The sequence below is a fragment of the Nonomuraea glycinis genome (assembly GCF_035920485.1).
In the GTDB taxonomy this organism is placed as follows: Bacteria; Actinomycetota; Actinomycetes; order Streptosporangiales; family Streptosporangiaceae; genus Nonomuraea; species Nonomuraea glycinis.
The window spans coordinates 6,311,741-6,327,230 of sequence record NZ_CP109166.1; the positions used below are offsets into that span (position 1 = coordinate 6,311,741).

General features: G+C 68.3%; 16 protein-coding genes. 11 read left to right on the plus strand and 5 right to left on the minus strand.

Going from position 1 to position 15,490, the window contains the following annotated elements:
• Nucleotides 1–20: 20 nt before the first annotated feature.
• Entirely contained in the window at nucleotides 21–626 is a 606-nt protein-coding gene (locus tag OHA68_RS29675; RefSeq protein WP_225277971.1) for an SIMPL domain-containing protein, read from the plus strand.
• Nucleotides 627–749: 123 nt separating this feature from the next.
• Here the strand turns inward: OHA68_RS29675 and nadA are convergent, their stop codons facing one another.
• Complete coding sequence (gene nadA, locus OHA68_RS29680; RefSeq protein ID WP_189143287.1) at nucleotides 750–1,901, minus strand: quinolinate synthase NadA; 1,152 nt, start codon at nucleotides 1,899–1,901, stop codon at nucleotides 750–752.
• A gap of 163 nt (nucleotides 1,902–2,064) precedes the next feature.
• On the opposite strand from nadA, the gene erpA reads away from it, so the two are divergent.
• Nucleotides 2,065–2,418, plus strand: a complete 354-nt coding sequence (erpA, locus tag OHA68_RS29685; protein ID WP_327103214.1) for an iron-sulfur cluster insertion protein ErpA — start codon at nucleotides 2,065–2,067, stop codon at nucleotides 2,416–2,418.
• A gap of 114 nt (nucleotides 2,419–2,532) precedes the next feature.
• Complete coding sequence (locus tag OHA68_RS29690) at nucleotides 2,533–3,519, plus strand: carbohydrate kinase family protein (protein WP_327103215.1); 987 nt, start codon at nucleotides 2,533–2,535, stop codon at nucleotides 3,517–3,519.
• 43 nt (nucleotides 3,520–3,562) lie between these two features.
• Here OHA68_RS29690 and OHA68_RS29695 read toward each other — a convergent pair whose 3' ends face one another.
• Together OHA68_RS29695 and OHA68_RS29700 are read right to left on the minus strand one after the other, a co-directional pair.
• A complete protein-coding gene (locus tag OHA68_RS29695; RefSeq protein WP_189143290.1) occupies nucleotides 3,563–3,808 on the minus strand; it encodes a sulfurtransferase TusA family protein in 246 nt (81 codons plus the stop codon).
• Entirely contained in the window at nucleotides 3,805–4,947 is a 1,143-nt protein-coding gene (locus tag OHA68_RS29700) for a cysteine desulfurase family protein (RefSeq protein ID WP_327103216.1), read from the minus strand. The genes OHA68_RS29695 and OHA68_RS29700 overlap by 4 nt, the downstream gene beginning before the upstream one ends.
• Nucleotides 4,948–5,138: 191 nt before the next feature.
• Here OHA68_RS29700 and ctaC point away from each other — a divergent pair, with 191 nt between their 5' ends.
• The 4 genes from ctaC (at nucleotide 5,139) to OHA68_RS29720 (ending at nucleotide 9,334) form a co-directional block, all read left to right on the plus strand.
• Nucleotides 5,139–5,921, plus strand: coding sequence for an aa3-type cytochrome oxidase subunit II (gene ctaC, locus OHA68_RS29705; protein ID WP_456094116.1), 783 nt, complete (start codon nucleotides 5,139–5,141; stop codon nucleotides 5,919–5,921).
• A gap of 56 nt (nucleotides 5,922–5,977) precedes the next feature.
• Nucleotides 5,978–7,585: an aa3-type cytochrome oxidase subunit I gene (gene ctaD, locus OHA68_RS29710; protein ID WP_189143391.1), complete on the plus strand. Its 1,608-nt coding sequence runs from the start codon at nucleotides 5,978–5,980 to the stop codon at nucleotides 7,583–7,585.
• Complete coding sequence (locus OHA68_RS29715) at nucleotides 7,585–7,998, plus strand: cytochrome c oxidase subunit 4 (protein WP_189143293.1); 414 nt, start codon at nucleotides 7,585–7,587, stop codon at nucleotides 7,996–7,998. The genes ctaD and OHA68_RS29715 overlap by 1 nt, the downstream gene beginning before the upstream one ends.
• A gap of 136 nt (nucleotides 7,999–8,134) precedes the next feature.
• Nucleotides 8,135–9,334 (plus strand): L,D-transpeptidase, encoded by a 1,200-nt coding sequence (locus tag OHA68_RS29720; protein ID WP_327103218.1) that lies wholly within the window; start codon nucleotides 8,135–8,137, stop codon nucleotides 9,332–9,334.
• A 104-nt stretch (nucleotides 9,335–9,438) separates the two neighbouring features.
• On the opposite strand, the gene trpD is transcribed toward OHA68_RS29720, so the two are convergent.
• Nucleotides 9,439–10,485 carry an anthranilate phosphoribosyltransferase gene (gene trpD / locus OHA68_RS29725; protein ID WP_327103219.1) on the minus strand — a complete coding sequence of 349 codons (1,047 nt, stop codon included), beginning with the start codon at nucleotides 10,483–10,485 and terminating at the stop codon, nucleotides 9,439–9,441.
• Nucleotides 10,486–10,494: 9 nt separating this feature from the next.
• The gene (locus OHA68_RS29730; RefSeq protein ID WP_189143392.1) at nucleotides 10,495–10,893 is read right to left on the minus strand and encodes a response regulator transcription factor; all 399 of its coding nucleotides are present in this window, start codon (nucleotides 10,891–10,893) and stop codon (nucleotides 10,495–10,497) included.
• Between the two features lie 196 nt (nucleotides 10,894–11,089).
• Here OHA68_RS29730 and ctaE point away from each other — a divergent pair, with 196 nt between their 5' ends.
• Genes ctaE through qcrB form a run of 4 tightly spaced genes read left to right on the plus strand, consistent with a single transcriptional unit; the run spans nucleotide 11,090 to nucleotide 15,334 of the window.
• Complete coding sequence (gene ctaE / locus OHA68_RS29735; RefSeq protein WP_327103220.1) at nucleotides 11,090–11,743, plus strand: aa3-type cytochrome oxidase subunit III; 654 nt, start codon at nucleotides 11,090–11,092, stop codon at nucleotides 11,741–11,743.
• Between the two features lie 14 nt (nucleotides 11,744–11,757).
• Nucleotides 11,758–12,567 (plus strand): cytochrome bc1 complex diheme cytochrome c subunit, encoded by an 810-nt coding sequence (gene qcrC / locus OHA68_RS29740; protein WP_189143297.1) that lies wholly within the window; start codon nucleotides 11,758–11,760, stop codon nucleotides 12,565–12,567.
• Nucleotides 12,564–13,691 carry a cytochrome bc1 complex Rieske iron-sulfur subunit gene (gene qcrA, locus OHA68_RS29745; RefSeq protein WP_327103221.1) on the plus strand — a complete coding sequence of 376 codons (1,128 nt, stop codon included), beginning with the start codon at nucleotides 12,564–12,566 and terminating at the stop codon, nucleotides 13,689–13,691. The genes qcrC and qcrA overlap by 4 nt, the downstream gene beginning before the upstream one ends.
• Nucleotides 13,688–15,334, plus strand: a complete 1,647-nt coding sequence (gene qcrB / locus OHA68_RS29750; RefSeq protein ID WP_327103222.1) for a cytochrome bc1 complex cytochrome b subunit — start codon at nucleotides 13,688–13,690, stop codon at nucleotides 15,332–15,334. The genes qcrA and qcrB overlap by 4 nt, the downstream gene beginning before the upstream one ends.
• Nucleotides 15,335–15,490: the final 156 nt, after the last annotated feature.

Consider the following 15,490-nt stretch of genomic DNA (forward strand, 5'->3'; position numbering starts at 1 on the left):
GGCCCAGCGAAGGAGTCGGCTTGGACAGCACCGAGATCACCGTCATCGGCGAGGGCGCGGTCGCCGCCGCGCCGGACGTGATGCGGCTGCACGCGGGCGTCGAGGTGCGCAGGCGGTCGGCGGCCGAGGCGTTCGCCGAGGTCAGGGCAGCCGCCGCCCGGCTGGCCGAGGCGCTGCGGGGGGCCGGGATCGCCGATGAGGACCTGCGCACCACCGAGCTGTCGCTCGGCCCCGAGTACGACGCCTATCCGCAGGTGTCGGCCTACCGGGCGGCGCAGGGCGTCGAGGCGGTGGTCCGCGACCTGGCGCGGGCCGACCAGGTCATCGACGTCGTCGCCGGGGTGGGCGAGCAGGCCAGGCTGAACGGGGTGGCGTTCGAGGTGTCCGACCCGGCCGCGGCGCTCAGGCGGGCCAGGGACCGGGCGTTCGCCGACGCCGCCGCCAAGGCCGCCCAGTACGCCGAGCTGGCCGGCCGCGGGCTCGGCGGGGTCGTCTCGGTGAGCGAGCAGATCGAGCAGGGACCGCAGCCGCTGCGGGTGGTCGCCGCGATGGAGGACACGCGGTCGGTCAGCCCCGGACGACAGACGCTGACGGTCGTCGTCCGGGTCGGCTACCGGTTCCGCTAAGAGGCCGGCCACCCGCTCGGCCGAGAGGCCGGCCACCGGCACGGCTGAGAGGTCGGCCACCCGCTCGGCTGAGAGGTCGGCCACCCGCTCGGCCGAGAGGTCGGCCACCGGCTCGGGTGAGAGTCAGGCGAGGGCGAGCATCCGGTCCAGGGCCACCTTGGCCCAGTGGGCGGTGTCGTCGTCGACCGTGATCTGGTTGACGACCTCGCCGAGCGCCAGCGACTCCAGCGCCCACACCAGGTGCGGCAGGTCGATGCGGTTCATGGTCGAGCAGTAGCAGACGGTCTTGTCCAGGAACGAGACGTTCTTGTCGGGGAACATCTGGGCGAGCCGCTTGACCAGGTTCAGCTCGGTGCCGATGGCCCAGCTGGAGCCGGCGGGCGCCGCCTGCAGTGTCTTGATGATGTGCTCGGTGGAGCCCACGTGGTCGGCCTTCAGCACCACCTCGTGCCGGCACTCGGGGTGCACCAGCACGTTCACGCCGGGGATGCGGTCGCGTACGTCGTCCACGGACTCGGGCGTGAAGCGGCCGTGCACCGAGCAGTGGCCCTTCCACAGGATCACCCGCGCCCGCTCCAGCTGCTCCTGGGTGAGCCCTCCGTTCGGGCGGTGCGGGTTCCACACCACGCAGTCGTCGAGCGACATGCCCATGTCCAGCACCGCGGTGTTGCGGCCCAGGTGCTGGTCCGGCAGGAAGAGCACCTTCTGGCCCTGCTCGAAGGCCCAGTCCAGGGCCCGCTTGGCGTTGGAGGAGGTGCACACCACGCCGGCGTTCCTGCCGCAGAAGGCCTTGATGTCGGCGCTGGAGTTCATGTACGTGACCGGGATCACCTGATCGGCCAGGCCCGCGTCCTCCAGGGCCTCCCAGCACTCCTCGACCTGGTCGAAGGTGGCCATGTCGGCCATCGAGCACCCCGCGCCCAGGTCCGGAAGGATGACCTTCTGGTCGGGCGTCGTCAGGATGTCGGCCGACTCGGCCATGAAGTGCACGCCGCAGAAGACGATGAACTCGGCCTCCGGCCTGGCGGCGGCCTGCTGCGCGAGCTTGAAGGAGTCGCCGGTCACGTCGGCGAACTGGATGACCTCGTCGCGCTGGTAGTGGTGGCCCAGCACGAACAGCCGGTCACCGAGCGCCTGCTTGGCCTTGCGCGCCCGGTCCACCAGGTCCGGGTCGGATGCGGGCGGCAGCTCGCCGGGACAGTCCACGCCCTTCTCACTGTGCGGATCGGCGCCCTGGCCGAGGACGAAGAGCGGCAGCCCAGTCTGGGTAGCCATGGCCGTACCCCCTTATCGTCTAACTGACGATACTCATGATGACATATGCCCCCAGGGATTTATTCCGGGGGTGAGGGGGAGGAGGAATGTGTAGCGGTGGCCGGGTGTTGGTAGCGTCATAGCAGGACGTCGAAAACAGACAGCCGGGTTAGGGAGTCAGCAGATGACGGTTGAGAGCAGCGAGACCACGACGCAGGGCCTGATCCTGACCGAAGCGGCCGCCGCGAAGGTCAAGAGCCTGCTCGAGCAGCAGGGTGAGGAAGGCCTGCAGCTGCGCGTGGCCGTACAGCCTGGCGGCTGTTCCGGGCTGCGTTACCAGCTCTTCTTCGACGACCGTTCGATGGACGGTGACGTCGTGACGGACTTCGGCGGCGTGAGCGTGGTCACCGACAGGATGAGCGCCCCCTACCTGATGGGCGCCTCCATCGACTTCGTCGACACGATCGAGAAGCAGGGCTTCACCATCGACAACCCGAACGCCACCGGCTCGTGCGCCTGTGGCGACTCCTTCAACTAGCCGCAGTCGAGCTAGAGGTCGTCTCGCAGGTCCCGTTCCGCCTTTGTGCGGGCGGGACCTTCGCGTATTCTCTTGGGGCTCATTGGCTTGCTGACAACGAGGAAGAAGAATCCCGTGCGCATCGCCGTCACCGGCTCCATCGCGACAGACCATTTGATGACCTTTCCCGGCAGTTTCGGCGACCAGTTGATCGCCGAGCAACTGGACCGGGTGTCGCTCTCGTTCCTGGTCGACGACCTGCAGATCCGTCGCGGAGGTTGCGCGGCCAACATCGCCTTCGGCATGGCCTGCCTGGGGTTGAAGCCGATCCTGGTGGGCGCGGTCGGCAACGACTTCGCCGACTACCGCTCCTGGCTGGAGCGGCACGGCGTCGACTGTGACTCGGTGCACGTCTCCGAGACCCAGCACACCGCCCGGTTCCTGTGCACCACGGACGAGCACCACAACCAGATCGCCTCCTTCTACACCGGCGCGATGGCCGAGGCGCGGCTGATCGAGCTGCAGCCGGTCGCCGACCGGGCGGGCAGCCTCGACCTGGTGCTGATCGGCCCCAACGACCCCGACGGCATGCTGCGGCACACCGACGAGTGCCGCCACCGCGGCATCCCGTTCGCCGCCGACATCTCCCAGCAGCTCGCGCGGATGGCGGACGAGCAGATCCGCCAGCTCGTCGACGGGGCCGCCTACCTGTTCTCCAACGACTACGAGAAGGGCCTCATCGAGCAGAAGACCGGCTGGTCCGACGAGGAGGTGCTGAGCCGGGTGGGCGTCCGGGTCACCACGCTCGGCCCCAAGGGCGCCGTCATCGACCGCCAGGGCGAGCCGTCCATCCACGTGGCCCCCGCCCCGGAGAACGGCAAGGCCGACCCGACCGGCGTCGGCGACGCCTTCCGGGCCGGCTTCCTGGCCGGTCTCGCCTGGAACCTGCCGCTGGAGCGGTGCGGCCAGATCGGCAACCTGACCGCCACGCACGTGCTCGAGCGCGTCGGCGGCCAGGAGTACGAGCTCGGCCAGCGGGCCTTCATGGAGCGCTTCAGCGCCGCCTACGGGGCCGAGGCCGCCGCGCAGATCGCCGACCACGTCCGCTGCTACCACCCCTGACCGCTCCCCGCCGACGACCCCGCCGCCACCGCGGCGGGGCCCGTCAGTAGTTGCGTCGTACGTGAATCGCCCAGCCACCCTCGGGAAGCTCGTAGGAGCCCACGTGCCGGTGTGACTTGAGCCGGCACCACGCGGGCACGTCCGTGACCGCCGCGGGATCGTCGGCCAGGACGGCCACCACGGCGTTGAGCGGGACGTGATTGATCTGCTCCGCGAGCATGATGATCGGGATGGGGCATTTCTTGCCGAGCGCGTCGACCGTCAGTGCCGGCTGGGTGGTCTCGGTCATGTGACTCCTGCGTCCTGGCGGATTCGGCGCACCAGCTCGGGCAGCACGGCGAGGAATCTGTCCACCTCGGCCGCGGAAGCGCCCCTGGGCAGTGACACCCGGACATTGCCATGTGTGAGCACGCCCATCGCTTCCAGGACGTGCGATGGTCGAAGCGTACTAGCGGTGCAGGAGCTTCCGGACGAGACCGCGAATCCCGCCTTGTCCAACTCGGTGAGCAACGCCTCGCCGTCGACGTACAGGCAGGAGAACGTCACGATGTGCGGGGCCCGTTCGACGGGGTCGCCGATCACCTCGACGTCGGGGACGACCTTGGGCACGGTCTCCCTGATCTTGTCGACGAGGGCGGAGAGCCTGGAGCGCTCCTGCGCCGCCTCCGCCGTCATCGCCCGCAGGGCCGCCGCGGCGGCGACGATGCCCGGCACGTTCTCGAAGCCCGGCACCCGCTTGCGCTCCCGCTCGTCCTCCGGCAGGTACGAGCGGAACCGGGTGCCCTTGCGCACCGCGAGCACGCCCACGCCCGGCGGGCCGCCCCACTTGTGCGCGCTGGCCGTCAGCACCGACCAGCCCGCGGGCACCGGCATCCGGCCCGCCGTCTGCGCCGCGTCGACCAGCAGCGGGACGCCGTTGCGGCGGCAGGCCGCGGCGACCTCGGCCACCGGCTGGAGGGTGCCGACCTCGTGGTTGGCCGTCTGCAGGCAGGCCAGGGCCGTGTCGGGCCGCGCGACGGCCTCGGTGAAGACGGCCGGATCCACCCGCCCCAGCAGATCGACGCCCACGGTCTCGGCCGTGCCGCCGTCGCGCTCGTGCAGGGCGGCGGCGTGCAGCACGCTGGAGTGCTCGACCGCGCTGGTGACCAGATGGCGGCCCACGCGCCGCCTGCCCTGTAGGGTGCCGAGCACGCCGAGATGCACCGCCTGCGTGCCCGATGAGGTGAAGGAGACCTCGTCAGGCCGCGCGCCGAGCGCCTCGGCGACCTCCGTGCGGGCCTGCTCCAGCAGCAGGTGAGCACGGCGGGCCTGGTTGTAGAGTCTCGCGGGATCGGCCCAGCCGACGTCGATCGCCGCCAGGAGCGCCTCGCGTGCCTGGGGGTGCAGCGGCTCGGTGGAGGCCGCGTCAAAGTACGCCACGAGACCCATCGTCCCACTCGCGGCGCGCCACCGAGGGGGCGCGCGGGAGGGCAAGGGCGTTGCGCGCTAATGTGTCTGCATTCAGCTGTCCATCGTGAAATACGAGCGCTCAGGAGAAGACTCCTGGGCTTCATCTGTGGGGTAGGCGATCCGTGAGTCCGACCCGCCGTTCGACGCGGCGTTCGTTGGCCCGTCGCAGAGTGCCACGCGCCGCCGCTCTGGCGTTGCTGCTGGCCTCCGCTACGGCGTGTGCTAATGACGTTCCCGAGGCCAATCTGGAACGTGGCCTCCTGCCGGAGCACATCACTACGCAGGCCGGCGTGGTCCAGAGCTTGTGGAACGGAGCGTGGATCGCCGCGCTGGCCACCGGCTTCGTGGTCATCGCCCTGATCGTGTGGGCGTGCATTTTCCACACCAAGCGCAAGGCCAAGGCCGAGCTCCCGCCGCAGGTGCGTTACAACCTGCCGATCGAGATGCTCTACACCCTCGTGCCGCTCGTCATGGTGTCGGTCTTCTTCTTCTTCACCGCCCGCGACAGCGAGGTGCTCACCGCGGAATCGAAGAACCCTGACGTCACGGTCAAGGTGGAGGCGTTCCAGTGGAGCTGGCGCTTCACCACCACCGTCCAGGGCAAGCAGACCACGCCGGTCACCGGCCTGCCGGTGAGCGACTACAAGCAGGGCCCGCAGCTCGTGCTCCCGGTGAAGAAGAAGATCCGGTTCGAGCTCAACAGCGATGACGTCATCCACTCGTTCTGGGTGCCCGAGATGCTGTTCAAGCGCGACATCATCCCCGGCATCCCGGAGGACAGCCCCGGCCGGTTCTTCGAGGTCGACACGCTCGACAGGCCCGGCGTCTACGCCGGCCGGTGCGCCGAACTGTGCGGGGTCGACCACAGCCGCATGCTCTTCTCGGTGAAGCTCGTCCCGCAGGACGAGTTCGACCGGTACCTCGCGTCCAACCAGGCTGGGAGCGCCCAGTGACCGCCATCCAAGAGCCCATCTCGACGACACCAGGAACCAGGCCCACCACCAAGGGCATGGTGATCACCAAGTGGCTGTCCTCCACCGATCACAAGGTCATCGGACACCTCTACCTGATCACGTCGTTCATCTTCTTCCTCATCGGCGGCATCATGGCGCTGATCATGAGGGCCGAGCTGGCGCAGCCCGCGCTGCAGTTCGTGAGCAACGAGCAGTTCAACCAGCTGTTCACCATGCACGGCACGATCATGCTGCTGATGTTCGCGACCCCGCTGTTCGCCGGGTTCGCCAACGAGCTGATGCCGCTGCAGATCGGCGCCCCTGACGTCGCCTTCCCGCGGCTCAACATGGTCAGCTACTGGCTGTTCCTGTTCGGCAGCCTCATCGCGCTGTCGGGCTTCTTCACCCCCGGGGGCGCGGCTTCGTTCGGCTGGTTCGCCTACACGCCGCTGTCCAACGCGATCAGCTCGCCGGGGATCGGCGGCGACCTGTGGATCATGGGCCTGGCGCTGAGCGGCCTGGGCACGATCCTCGGCTCGGTCAACTTCATCACCACGATCATCTGCATGCGGGCCCCCGGCCTGACCATGTTCCGGATGCCGATCTTCACCTGGAACATCCTGCTCACCAGCATGCTCGTGCTGATGGCCTTCCCGGTGCTGGCCGCCGCGCTGCTGGCGCTGGAGGCCGACCGCAAGTTCGGCACCCACATCTTCAGCCCGGAAAACGGCGGGGCGATGCTCTGGCAGCATCTGTTCTGGTTCTTCGGGCATCCAGAGGTCTACATCATCGCGCTGCCGTTCTTCGGCATCGTGACCGAGATCCTGCCGGTCTTCAGCCGCAAGCCGATCTTCGGCTACATCAGCCTCGTGGGCGCGACGATCTCGATCGCCGGCCTGTCGATCACGGTCTGGGCGCACCACATGTTCCCGACCGGGCAGGTGCTGCTGCCGTTCTTCTCGTTCATGACGTTCCTCATCGCGGTGCCGACGGGCGTGAAGTTCTTCAACTGGATCGGCACGATGTGGCGTGGCCATCTGAGCTTCGAGTCGCCGATGCTGTTCTCGATCGGCTTCCTGGTGACGTTCCTGCTCGGCGGTCTGACGGGCGTCATCCTGGCCTCGCCGCCGCTGGACTTCCACATCAGTGACACCTACTTCGTGGTGGCGCACTTCCACTATGTGGTCTTCGGCACCGTGGTGTTCGCGATGTTCGCCGGCTTCTACTTCTGGTGGCCCAAGTTCACCGGCAAGATGCTCGACGACAAGCTGGGCAAGCTGCAGTTCTGGCTGCTGTTCCTCGGCTTCCACGCCACGTTCCTGATCCAGCACTGGCTCGGCGTGCTCGGCTTCCCGCGCCGCTACGCCGACTACAGCCCGGCCGACGGCTTCACCGACCTGAACATGATCTCGTCGGTCGGCGCCTTCGTGCTCGGCGCCTCCACGCTGCCGTTCTTCTACAACGTCTGGAAGACCTGGCGCACCGCGCCCAAGGTCACCGTCGACGACCCGTGGGGCTACGGCGGCTCGCTCGAATGGGCGACGTCCTGCCCGCCGCCGCGGCACAACTTCACCTCGCTGCCGCCGATCAGGTCCGAGCGTCCGGCATTCGACATGAAGTACCCGCACGTGTCCGCCAAGACCCCCGTGGAGGTTGAGGCCTGATGAAGGTTCAGGGTTGGCTGTTCCTGCTGTGCGGCCTGTTCTTCGCCGGTGTCGACGTCGCCTACTGGTTCTGGACCAAGGCGGCCACCGGCACGGGTGAGCCGGTCGGCACCACCGCCATGGCCATCTCGGTCGGCTTCGCGTTCATGATCGGCTACTACCTGATGTTCACCGCGCGGCGCATCGGTGACCAGCCGGAGGACAACAAGCAGGCCGACATCAGCGACGGGGCCGGTGAGATCGGCTTCTTCAGCCCGCACAGCTGGTGGCCGCTGTTCGTCTGCCTGGCGGCGGCCTTCGCCTTCGCCGGGTTCGTGATCGGCTTCTGGATGTTCCTGATCGGGCTGTTCCTGATCATCCTCGCGATGATCGGATTCGTGTTCCAGTACTACCGGGGTCACTTCTCGCACTGAGGCTCCACACAACGGGCGTCCCTTCTCTGGAGGGACGCCCGTTTTTTGGTGTTCTTTACCGGGGTGCGGATGTGGTCATTCGATCACTCAGGGTAATAAGGGAGGTGAATCAGCTCGACTCGGACGGAGACTGCTCGTGGGGCGTGTTGCGTATCGAACAGCCGGCCTGCTGGCCTTGGTGGTGCTGACGGCGTGCTCCGGCTTCGCCGGCCAGGCGGACAACATGGCGGTCAAGGCCCCAGACGCCTCTGTGGAGGTCCTGCCGCTGGACAAGTCGGCCCAGGTGCCCACGGACCAGCCCGTGGTCGTAGCGGTGCGTGGAGGCACGCTCAGGAGCGTCACCGTCCGCGGCGGCAAGGCGGGCGCGCTGCCCGGCACCCTCAGCGGTGACCGGACCCGCTGGCGCAGCACCGGCACCGCCCGCCCCGGCGACACCTACACGGTCACCTCGGTCGCGGTCAACGCCGAGGGCAAGGAGAAGAAGCAGACGACCACCTTCGCCACCGCCAAGGCGGTCACGAGCTTCGACGTCGAGCACATCACGCCGAACAAGTACGACACCGGCCTGACCGTCGGCGTCGGCATGCCCATCATGATCGCCTTCGACCAGCCCATCACCGACCGGGTCGCGATCGAACGCAACCTCACCGTCCGCACCTCCAGGCCCGTGGAGGGCGCCTGGCACTGGTTCGACGACCGTCACCTCGACTTCCGGCCCAGGAAGTACTGGCCGGCCCGTACCAAGGTCCGCGTCGAGGCGCACTTCGCCGGCGTGCACGCCGGCAAGGGGGTGTACGGCAAGCGCGACCTCGCCGTCGACTTCAGGATCGGCCGCTCGCAGATCACCAAGGGCACCACGAACGAGCACGTCCTGACCGTCCGGCGCGACGGCAAGAAGGTCCGCGTGATGCCGATGAGCGCCGGCCAGGGCGGGCAGTGGAAGTACTACACGACCTCCGGCATCCACCTGGCCATGTCCCGCGAGCCGGTGACGGTCATGACCTCGCCCGGCATCGGCCCCGGCTCGGCCGGCTACTACCGCCTCACCGTCTACAACACCGTCCGCATCTCCAACAGCGGTGAGTACGTGCACAGCGCGCCCTGGTCCGTGGGCTCCCAGGGCTACGCGAACGTCAGCCACGGCTGCGTCAACGTCAGCCCGGCGAACGCCGCGTGGTTCATCGCGAACACGCTGATCGGGGACCCGATCATCATCACGGGCTCGCCCAGGAAGCTTGAGCCGACCAACGGGTGGGGGCACTGGCAGGAGACCTGGAAGGAGTGGCTCAAGTGGAGCTCACTCAAGGACGGCCCCACCCTGTCCTTCTCCTCCTGAGGTCGATCCTGCGGCTCTGTGGGCGCCTCTGAGGGGCTCCCGGCAGGGGCGCGTGCGGGCCGTACGACTTCGAAGTCGTACGGCCTGGACGGGTGCGGGGGGTGTCAGGCGGCGGGGAAGGAGCCGCTGACCTCGATCCAGCGGTCGAGGGTCGCGGAGGCGTTGCCGGAGTCGACCGCCTGGACGGCGCGGGCGTAGCCGTCGATCATCGCCGAGTCGAGGTCGTCGCCGGGGCCGTCGAGGGCCACCAGCGCGGCCGCCGCGTTGAGCAGGACGGCGTCACGGACCGGGCCGGTGACGCCGTGGACCAGGTCGTGCACCGCCTGGGCATTGAAGTCGACGTCGCCGCCGCGCAGCGCGTCGGCGTCGGCCCGGGGGATGCCGAGGACCGCCGGGTCGAAGGTGGTCTGGGTGGCGGCGCCGTCCTTGACCACCCACACCGTGGAGGTGGTGGCGATGGTGAGCTCGTCGAGGCCGTCGTCGCCGCGGAAGACCAGGGCGGAGACGCCGCGCTCGGCGAAGACGCCCGCCAGGACCGGCAGCATGCCGGCGTCGAAGACGCCGATGGCCTGGGCTGCGGGGCGCGCGGGGTTGGTCAGCGGGCCCAGGAAGTTGAAGATCGTGGGGACGCCGATCTCCCTGCGGGTGGGACCGGCGAAGCGGAGGGCGGGGTGGTAGACGGGGGCGAAGCAGAAGGCGATGCCGGCCCGATCGGCCACCTGGGCCGTCTGCTCCGGGGAGAGGTCCAGGCGGATGCCGAGGCGCTCCAGGACGTCGGCGGCGCCGCAGGAGGACGAGGCGGCGCGGTTGCCGTGCTTGACCACGCGGGCGCCCGCGGCGGCGGCCACGATGGCGGCCATCGTCGAGACGTTCACGGTGTGCGCGCGGTCGCCGCCGGTGCCGACCACGTCGACGACCGGGCCTTCGACGTGCAGCGGAGTGGACAGCTCCAGCATGGTGCGGGCCAGGCCCACCACCTCGGCCACGGTCTCGCCCTTGGCGCGCAGCGCGACCGCGAAGGCGGCGATCTGGGCGGAGGTGGCTGAGCCGGACATGATCTCCCGCATCGCCCAGGCCGTCTCGTCGGCCGACAGGTGCTCCCCGGACAGGAGAGCCGAGAGCAGGGCGGGCCAGGTCGTCCGCGTGTCCACAGAAGGCACCTACTTGGCGTTGAGTCGGCTGGAGGAACGGCGGCGCATCAGGTCGGCGACGGTGTCGGCCAGCACGATGGGCTCAAGGGGCTGGGGGACGACGGCGTCGGCCTTGGACCAGTCGGCGAGCCAGCGGTCGTCCCGCCTGGCGATGATCAGGCAGATGGGCGGGCAGTCGTAGACCTCGTCCTTGGCCTGGCGGGCGACGCCCATGCCGCCCGCGGGCTGGGTCTCGCCGTCGAGCACGGCCACGTCGATCTCGCCGGAGGCGAGCCACTGGTGGACCTTGGGCTCGGTGGCGCACTCCACGATCTCCACGAAGGGGACGTCGGCGGCCGGACGCCGGCCGATCGCCTCCCGGACCTCCTGACGGGTGGCGGCGTCGTCGCTGTAGACGAGGACCCTCATCGTGTCGTCGGTGCTCACGGTCGCGCTCACTATCGGTCGTAGCGGTATGGTCACCTGGGATCGTACCGGTGGTGCGGGGTGCAGTCCCAGGCCGTCACCTCAGCCGAGGCGATTTGCCCCAATTATCCCAGCTTGCTGCAAGTTTCTTCCCCCTAACGGGGGGTCGTGCGAAGGACCGACCAGAGAAGCCGCAATAATGCTGCCCGTGGCGACAGCATCCGCAATAACTTCGACGACGACAGCACAGCCGTTCCGCAGACCCAACCTGGTCAGCGTCGGGACGATCGTCTGGCTGTCCTCTGAGCTCATGTTCTTCGCGGCGCTGTTCGCGATGTACTTCACCATCCGGTCGGTGAGCGAGGGCCAAGGCATCGAATGGGGGCCTTCCTTCTTGCCCGCGGGAGCATCCGCCGAGGGCATGGCTCACCTGAACATCCCGTTCGCGACGGTCAACACGATCATCCTGGTGCTGTCGAGTGTGACGTGCCAGCTCGGTGTGTGGGCCGCGGAGAAGGGCCAGGTCGCCAAGCTCCGCTTCTGGTACATCGTCAGTTTCCTGATGGGCAGCGTCTTCGTCGCCGGTCAGATCTACGAGTACATGGAGCTGGCGAGCGAGGGCGCGACCCTGTCCGCCAACCCCTACACCTCGGTGTTCTACCTCACGACAGGTTTCCACGGCCTGCACGTGACCGGTGGGCTGATCGCGTTCCTGTTCATGCTGGGACGTACGTACGCCGCGAAGCGCTTCACGCATGAGCAGGCCACCAGCGCGATCGTCGTGTCCTACTACTGGCACTTCGTCGACGTCGTCTGGATCGGTCTTTTCGCGACCATCTACATCATTCGGTAAGGAACGGGATCTCTGTGACCAGGATCACCGCTTGGCGGCGGCATCCCCTCGCGAGATATGCCGTCCTGATTTTGGCGTTGGCGCTAGTCGGGATGGTATACGCCGCCTTTGTGCAGGTGAGCAAGCCCGCGGACGCGGCGCTCGCGTCCGGCAAGGTGGACGACGTGGCGAAGGGCAAGAGTCTTTTTGACGCGCACTGCTCCAGCTGCCACGGTCTCAACGCCGAGGGCACGTCGACGGGACCCACGCTGATCGGCGTCGGCGCCGCGTCCGTCGACTTCCAGATGAGCACCGGCCGCATGCCGGCCGGTCAGCCGGGCGCTCAGGTGCCCAGCAAGCCGTTGCCCCAGTGGGTCGACGAGGAGGCCATCAAGAACATCGGCGCCTACGTCCAGTCGCTCGGCGGCGGTCCGCAGGTGCCCGGCCACGAACAGGTCGACGCCAAGCTCGGCGATGCCGGCAAGGGCGGCGAGCTGTTCCGCGCCAACTGCATCCAGTGCCACAACTGGGCGGGCGCGGGTGGTGCCCTCACGCAGGGCAAGTACGCCCCCAACCTGAACAACGCCTCTCCCACGCAGATCTACGAGGCGATGGTCACCGGCCCGCAGGCGATGCCGGTGTTCAACGACTCGACGATCACGCCCGAAGAGAAGCGCAACATGATTGCCTACATCACCCAGGTCCGTGAGCAGAAGGATCCCGGAGGTTTCGGTCTCGGGCGCATCGGCCCGGTCACCGAAGGTCTCGTCGCGTGGATCGTGGGCATCTTCGCCCTCGTGCTCGCCGCCATCTGGATCACCGCGAAGAAGCGACAGAAGTCATGACAGACAACGAGCACGAGATCGAGCAGCCGGATGACCGCGTGCCCAGACGCGTCATCGGCACCCCCGGCCCGGGCACCTCGATGCTCGGCGAGGTGGAGACCAAGACGGAGGCGCGCCCGCCGCAGGACGACACCACTCCCGGCGTCATCCTGCAGGACGAGCAGAAGGCCCGGAGCGCCGAGAAGATCGTGGCGCTCTGCTTCACGATCACCTTCCTGGCGGCCGTCGCCTTCATCATCTCCTACGTGGTCTTCCAGGTCGGAAGCCCGGAGGCGACGGGCCTGTCCAACCTGGCGCTCGGCAGCACCCTGACGCTGGCGGTGCTGGGGCTGGCCGTCGGCATCGTCATCTGGGTCCGCCGGATCATGCCGAAGTACGCGCTGGTCCAGGAGCGCCACGAGATGGCCTCCGCCGCGGCCGACCGCGCCGTGGTGGCCGACACGTTCGTGCAGGGCGCCAACGAGAGCGGCTTCGTCAAGCGCAAGCTGCTGCGCCGCACGCTGCTGCTCGCCGCCGCGCCGCTCGGCCTGATCCCGCTGGTGCTGCTGCGCGACCTCGACAACAGCAAGATGACCGGCGCCAACTTCAACAAGCTGCTGCGCCACACCGTCTGGGGTGAGAAGAACAAGGAGGGCAAGCCGCTGCGCCTCGTCGTCGAGGGCACCGGCCAGCCGATCCGCGCGGCCGACTTCAACTCGCCGGGCGGCATCCTGTCGATCGTGCCCGAAGGCTACGAGCACGACCTCAACGTCCTCGCCAAGGCCACGCTGATCCTCATCAAGTTCCGCCCCGAGGAGCTCAAGGCCGGCGTCAACAAGAACTGGACGCACGAGGGCATCGTCGCCTACTCGAAGATCTGCACCCACGTGGGCTGCCCGGCCGCTCTGTACGAGCAGACCACCCACCACATCCTGTGCCCCTGTCACCAGTCGACGTTCGACGCCGCCGACGGCGCCAAGGTCATCTTCGGGCCGGCCGCCCGGCCTCTGCCGCAGCTGCCGATCTCCGTCGACGACCAGGGCTACCTCGTCGCGCAGGGCGACTTCGCGGTGCCGGTCGGTCCCAGCTTCTGGGAGCGCGGCGACGCCGAGGCCGAGGCCAGGGCCAAGGGAGGCCAGGCATGAGTGACCTGAACGAGGTCCCCCCGGGCATCGCGGGACCGGCTAACGCCCTCGACGCCCGCCTCGGCGGGGCCAACTTCTTCAAGCGCAACCTGCGCAAGGTGTTCCCCGACCACTGGTCGTTCCTGCTGGGTGAGATCGCCCTCTACTCGTTCATCATTCTGCTGCTGACCGGCACGTTCCTGACGTTCTGGTTCAAGCCGAGCATGGGCGAGATCGAATACGCCGGCTCGTACGCCCCGCTCCAGGGCGTCATGATGTCCGAGGCCTACGCGTCGTCGCTGGAGATCAGCTTCGACGTCCGTGGTGGACTGCTCATGCGGCAGATGCACCACTGGGCGGCCCTGCTCTTCGTCGCGGGCATGATGGTCCACATGCTGCGGGTGTTCTTCACCGGCGCCTACCGCAAGCCGCGCGAGATCAACTGGATCATCGGCGTGCTGCTGCTGACGCTGGCTCTCGCCGAGGGCCTGACCGGCTACTCACTCCCCGACGACCTGCTCTCCGGCGCCGGTCTGCGGATCACCGAGGGTGTGGCCATCTCGCTGCCGCTGGTCGGCACGTACGTCACGTTCTTCCTGTTCGGCGGCGAATATCCGGGCACTGATGTCGTCTCCCGGTTCTACTCGCTGCACATCCTGCTCATCCCCGGCATCCTGCTGGCCCTCATCAGCGCCCACATGGTGCTCATGTGGGTGCAGAAGCACACCCAGATGCCGGGCAAGGGCCGCAACAACGAGAACGTGGTGGGCGCGCCGTTCTACCCGGCCTTCATGGCCAAGGCGGGCGCCTACTTCCTGTTCACGCTCGGCGTGGTGGCCGGGCTCGCGACGTTCACCCAGATCAACCCGATCTGGCTGTTCGGACCGTACACACCCGCGGACATCTCGGCGGGCTCCCAGCCTGACTGGTACATGGGCTTCCTGGAGGGCGCGCTGCGCATCATGCCCGCCTGGGAGATGAACCTGTTCGGCACCTCCCACATGGGCACGCTGCCACTGAGCGTGATCATCCCGGCGCTGGCGCCCCTCGGCCTCATCATGACCGGCCTGGCGCTCTACCCGTTCCTCGAACGGTGGATCACCGGCGACCACCGCGAGCACCACATCGCGGAGCGTCCGCGCAACAACCCGCACCGCACCGCGATCGGCATGTCGGCCATCACGTTCTACGGGGTGTTCTGGCTGCTGGGCGCCAACGACGAGCTCTCGGCGTTCTTCCACATCAGCCTGAACATGACGACCTACGTCGGCCGGGTGCTGGTGTTCGTCGCTCCGGTGCTGGCCTACGCGATCACGTACCGGATCTGCCTGGGCCTGCAGCGCTCCGACGCCGCGATCCTGCACCACGGTGTGGAGTCCGGCGTGATCAAGCGTCTGCCGCACGGCGAGTTCATCGAGGTGCACACGCCCCCGGCGGAGGACATCGAGGCGCACATCCGAGGCAAGGAGGCAGTGCTCACGCTGCCCGTGGCAGAGGACCCCGCGGGCATCCCGCCCAAGGGCATGCGTGGCCCGCTGGGCAAGCTGCGCGCCAAGATGTCCAGGACGTACGGCGGGGAGAAGATCCCGCTCGACGGCGACCACGCTCACGACGAGGAGCACGCCGCCGTCACGTCCGGCGAGGACAAGTCTCTGACCCACTGAGACGACTGCCACGAAGGAGCGGGCCCGGACGACACAAAGTCGTCCGGGCCCGCCCCTTTTCCGCAGGCTTGACCCGCTCGGAACAGGAAGGCCGGAATCTCCGTGCGCCACGGCACGCGGGGCTGCGGAGGCCGGGAACCCGGAGTCGAGCGAACG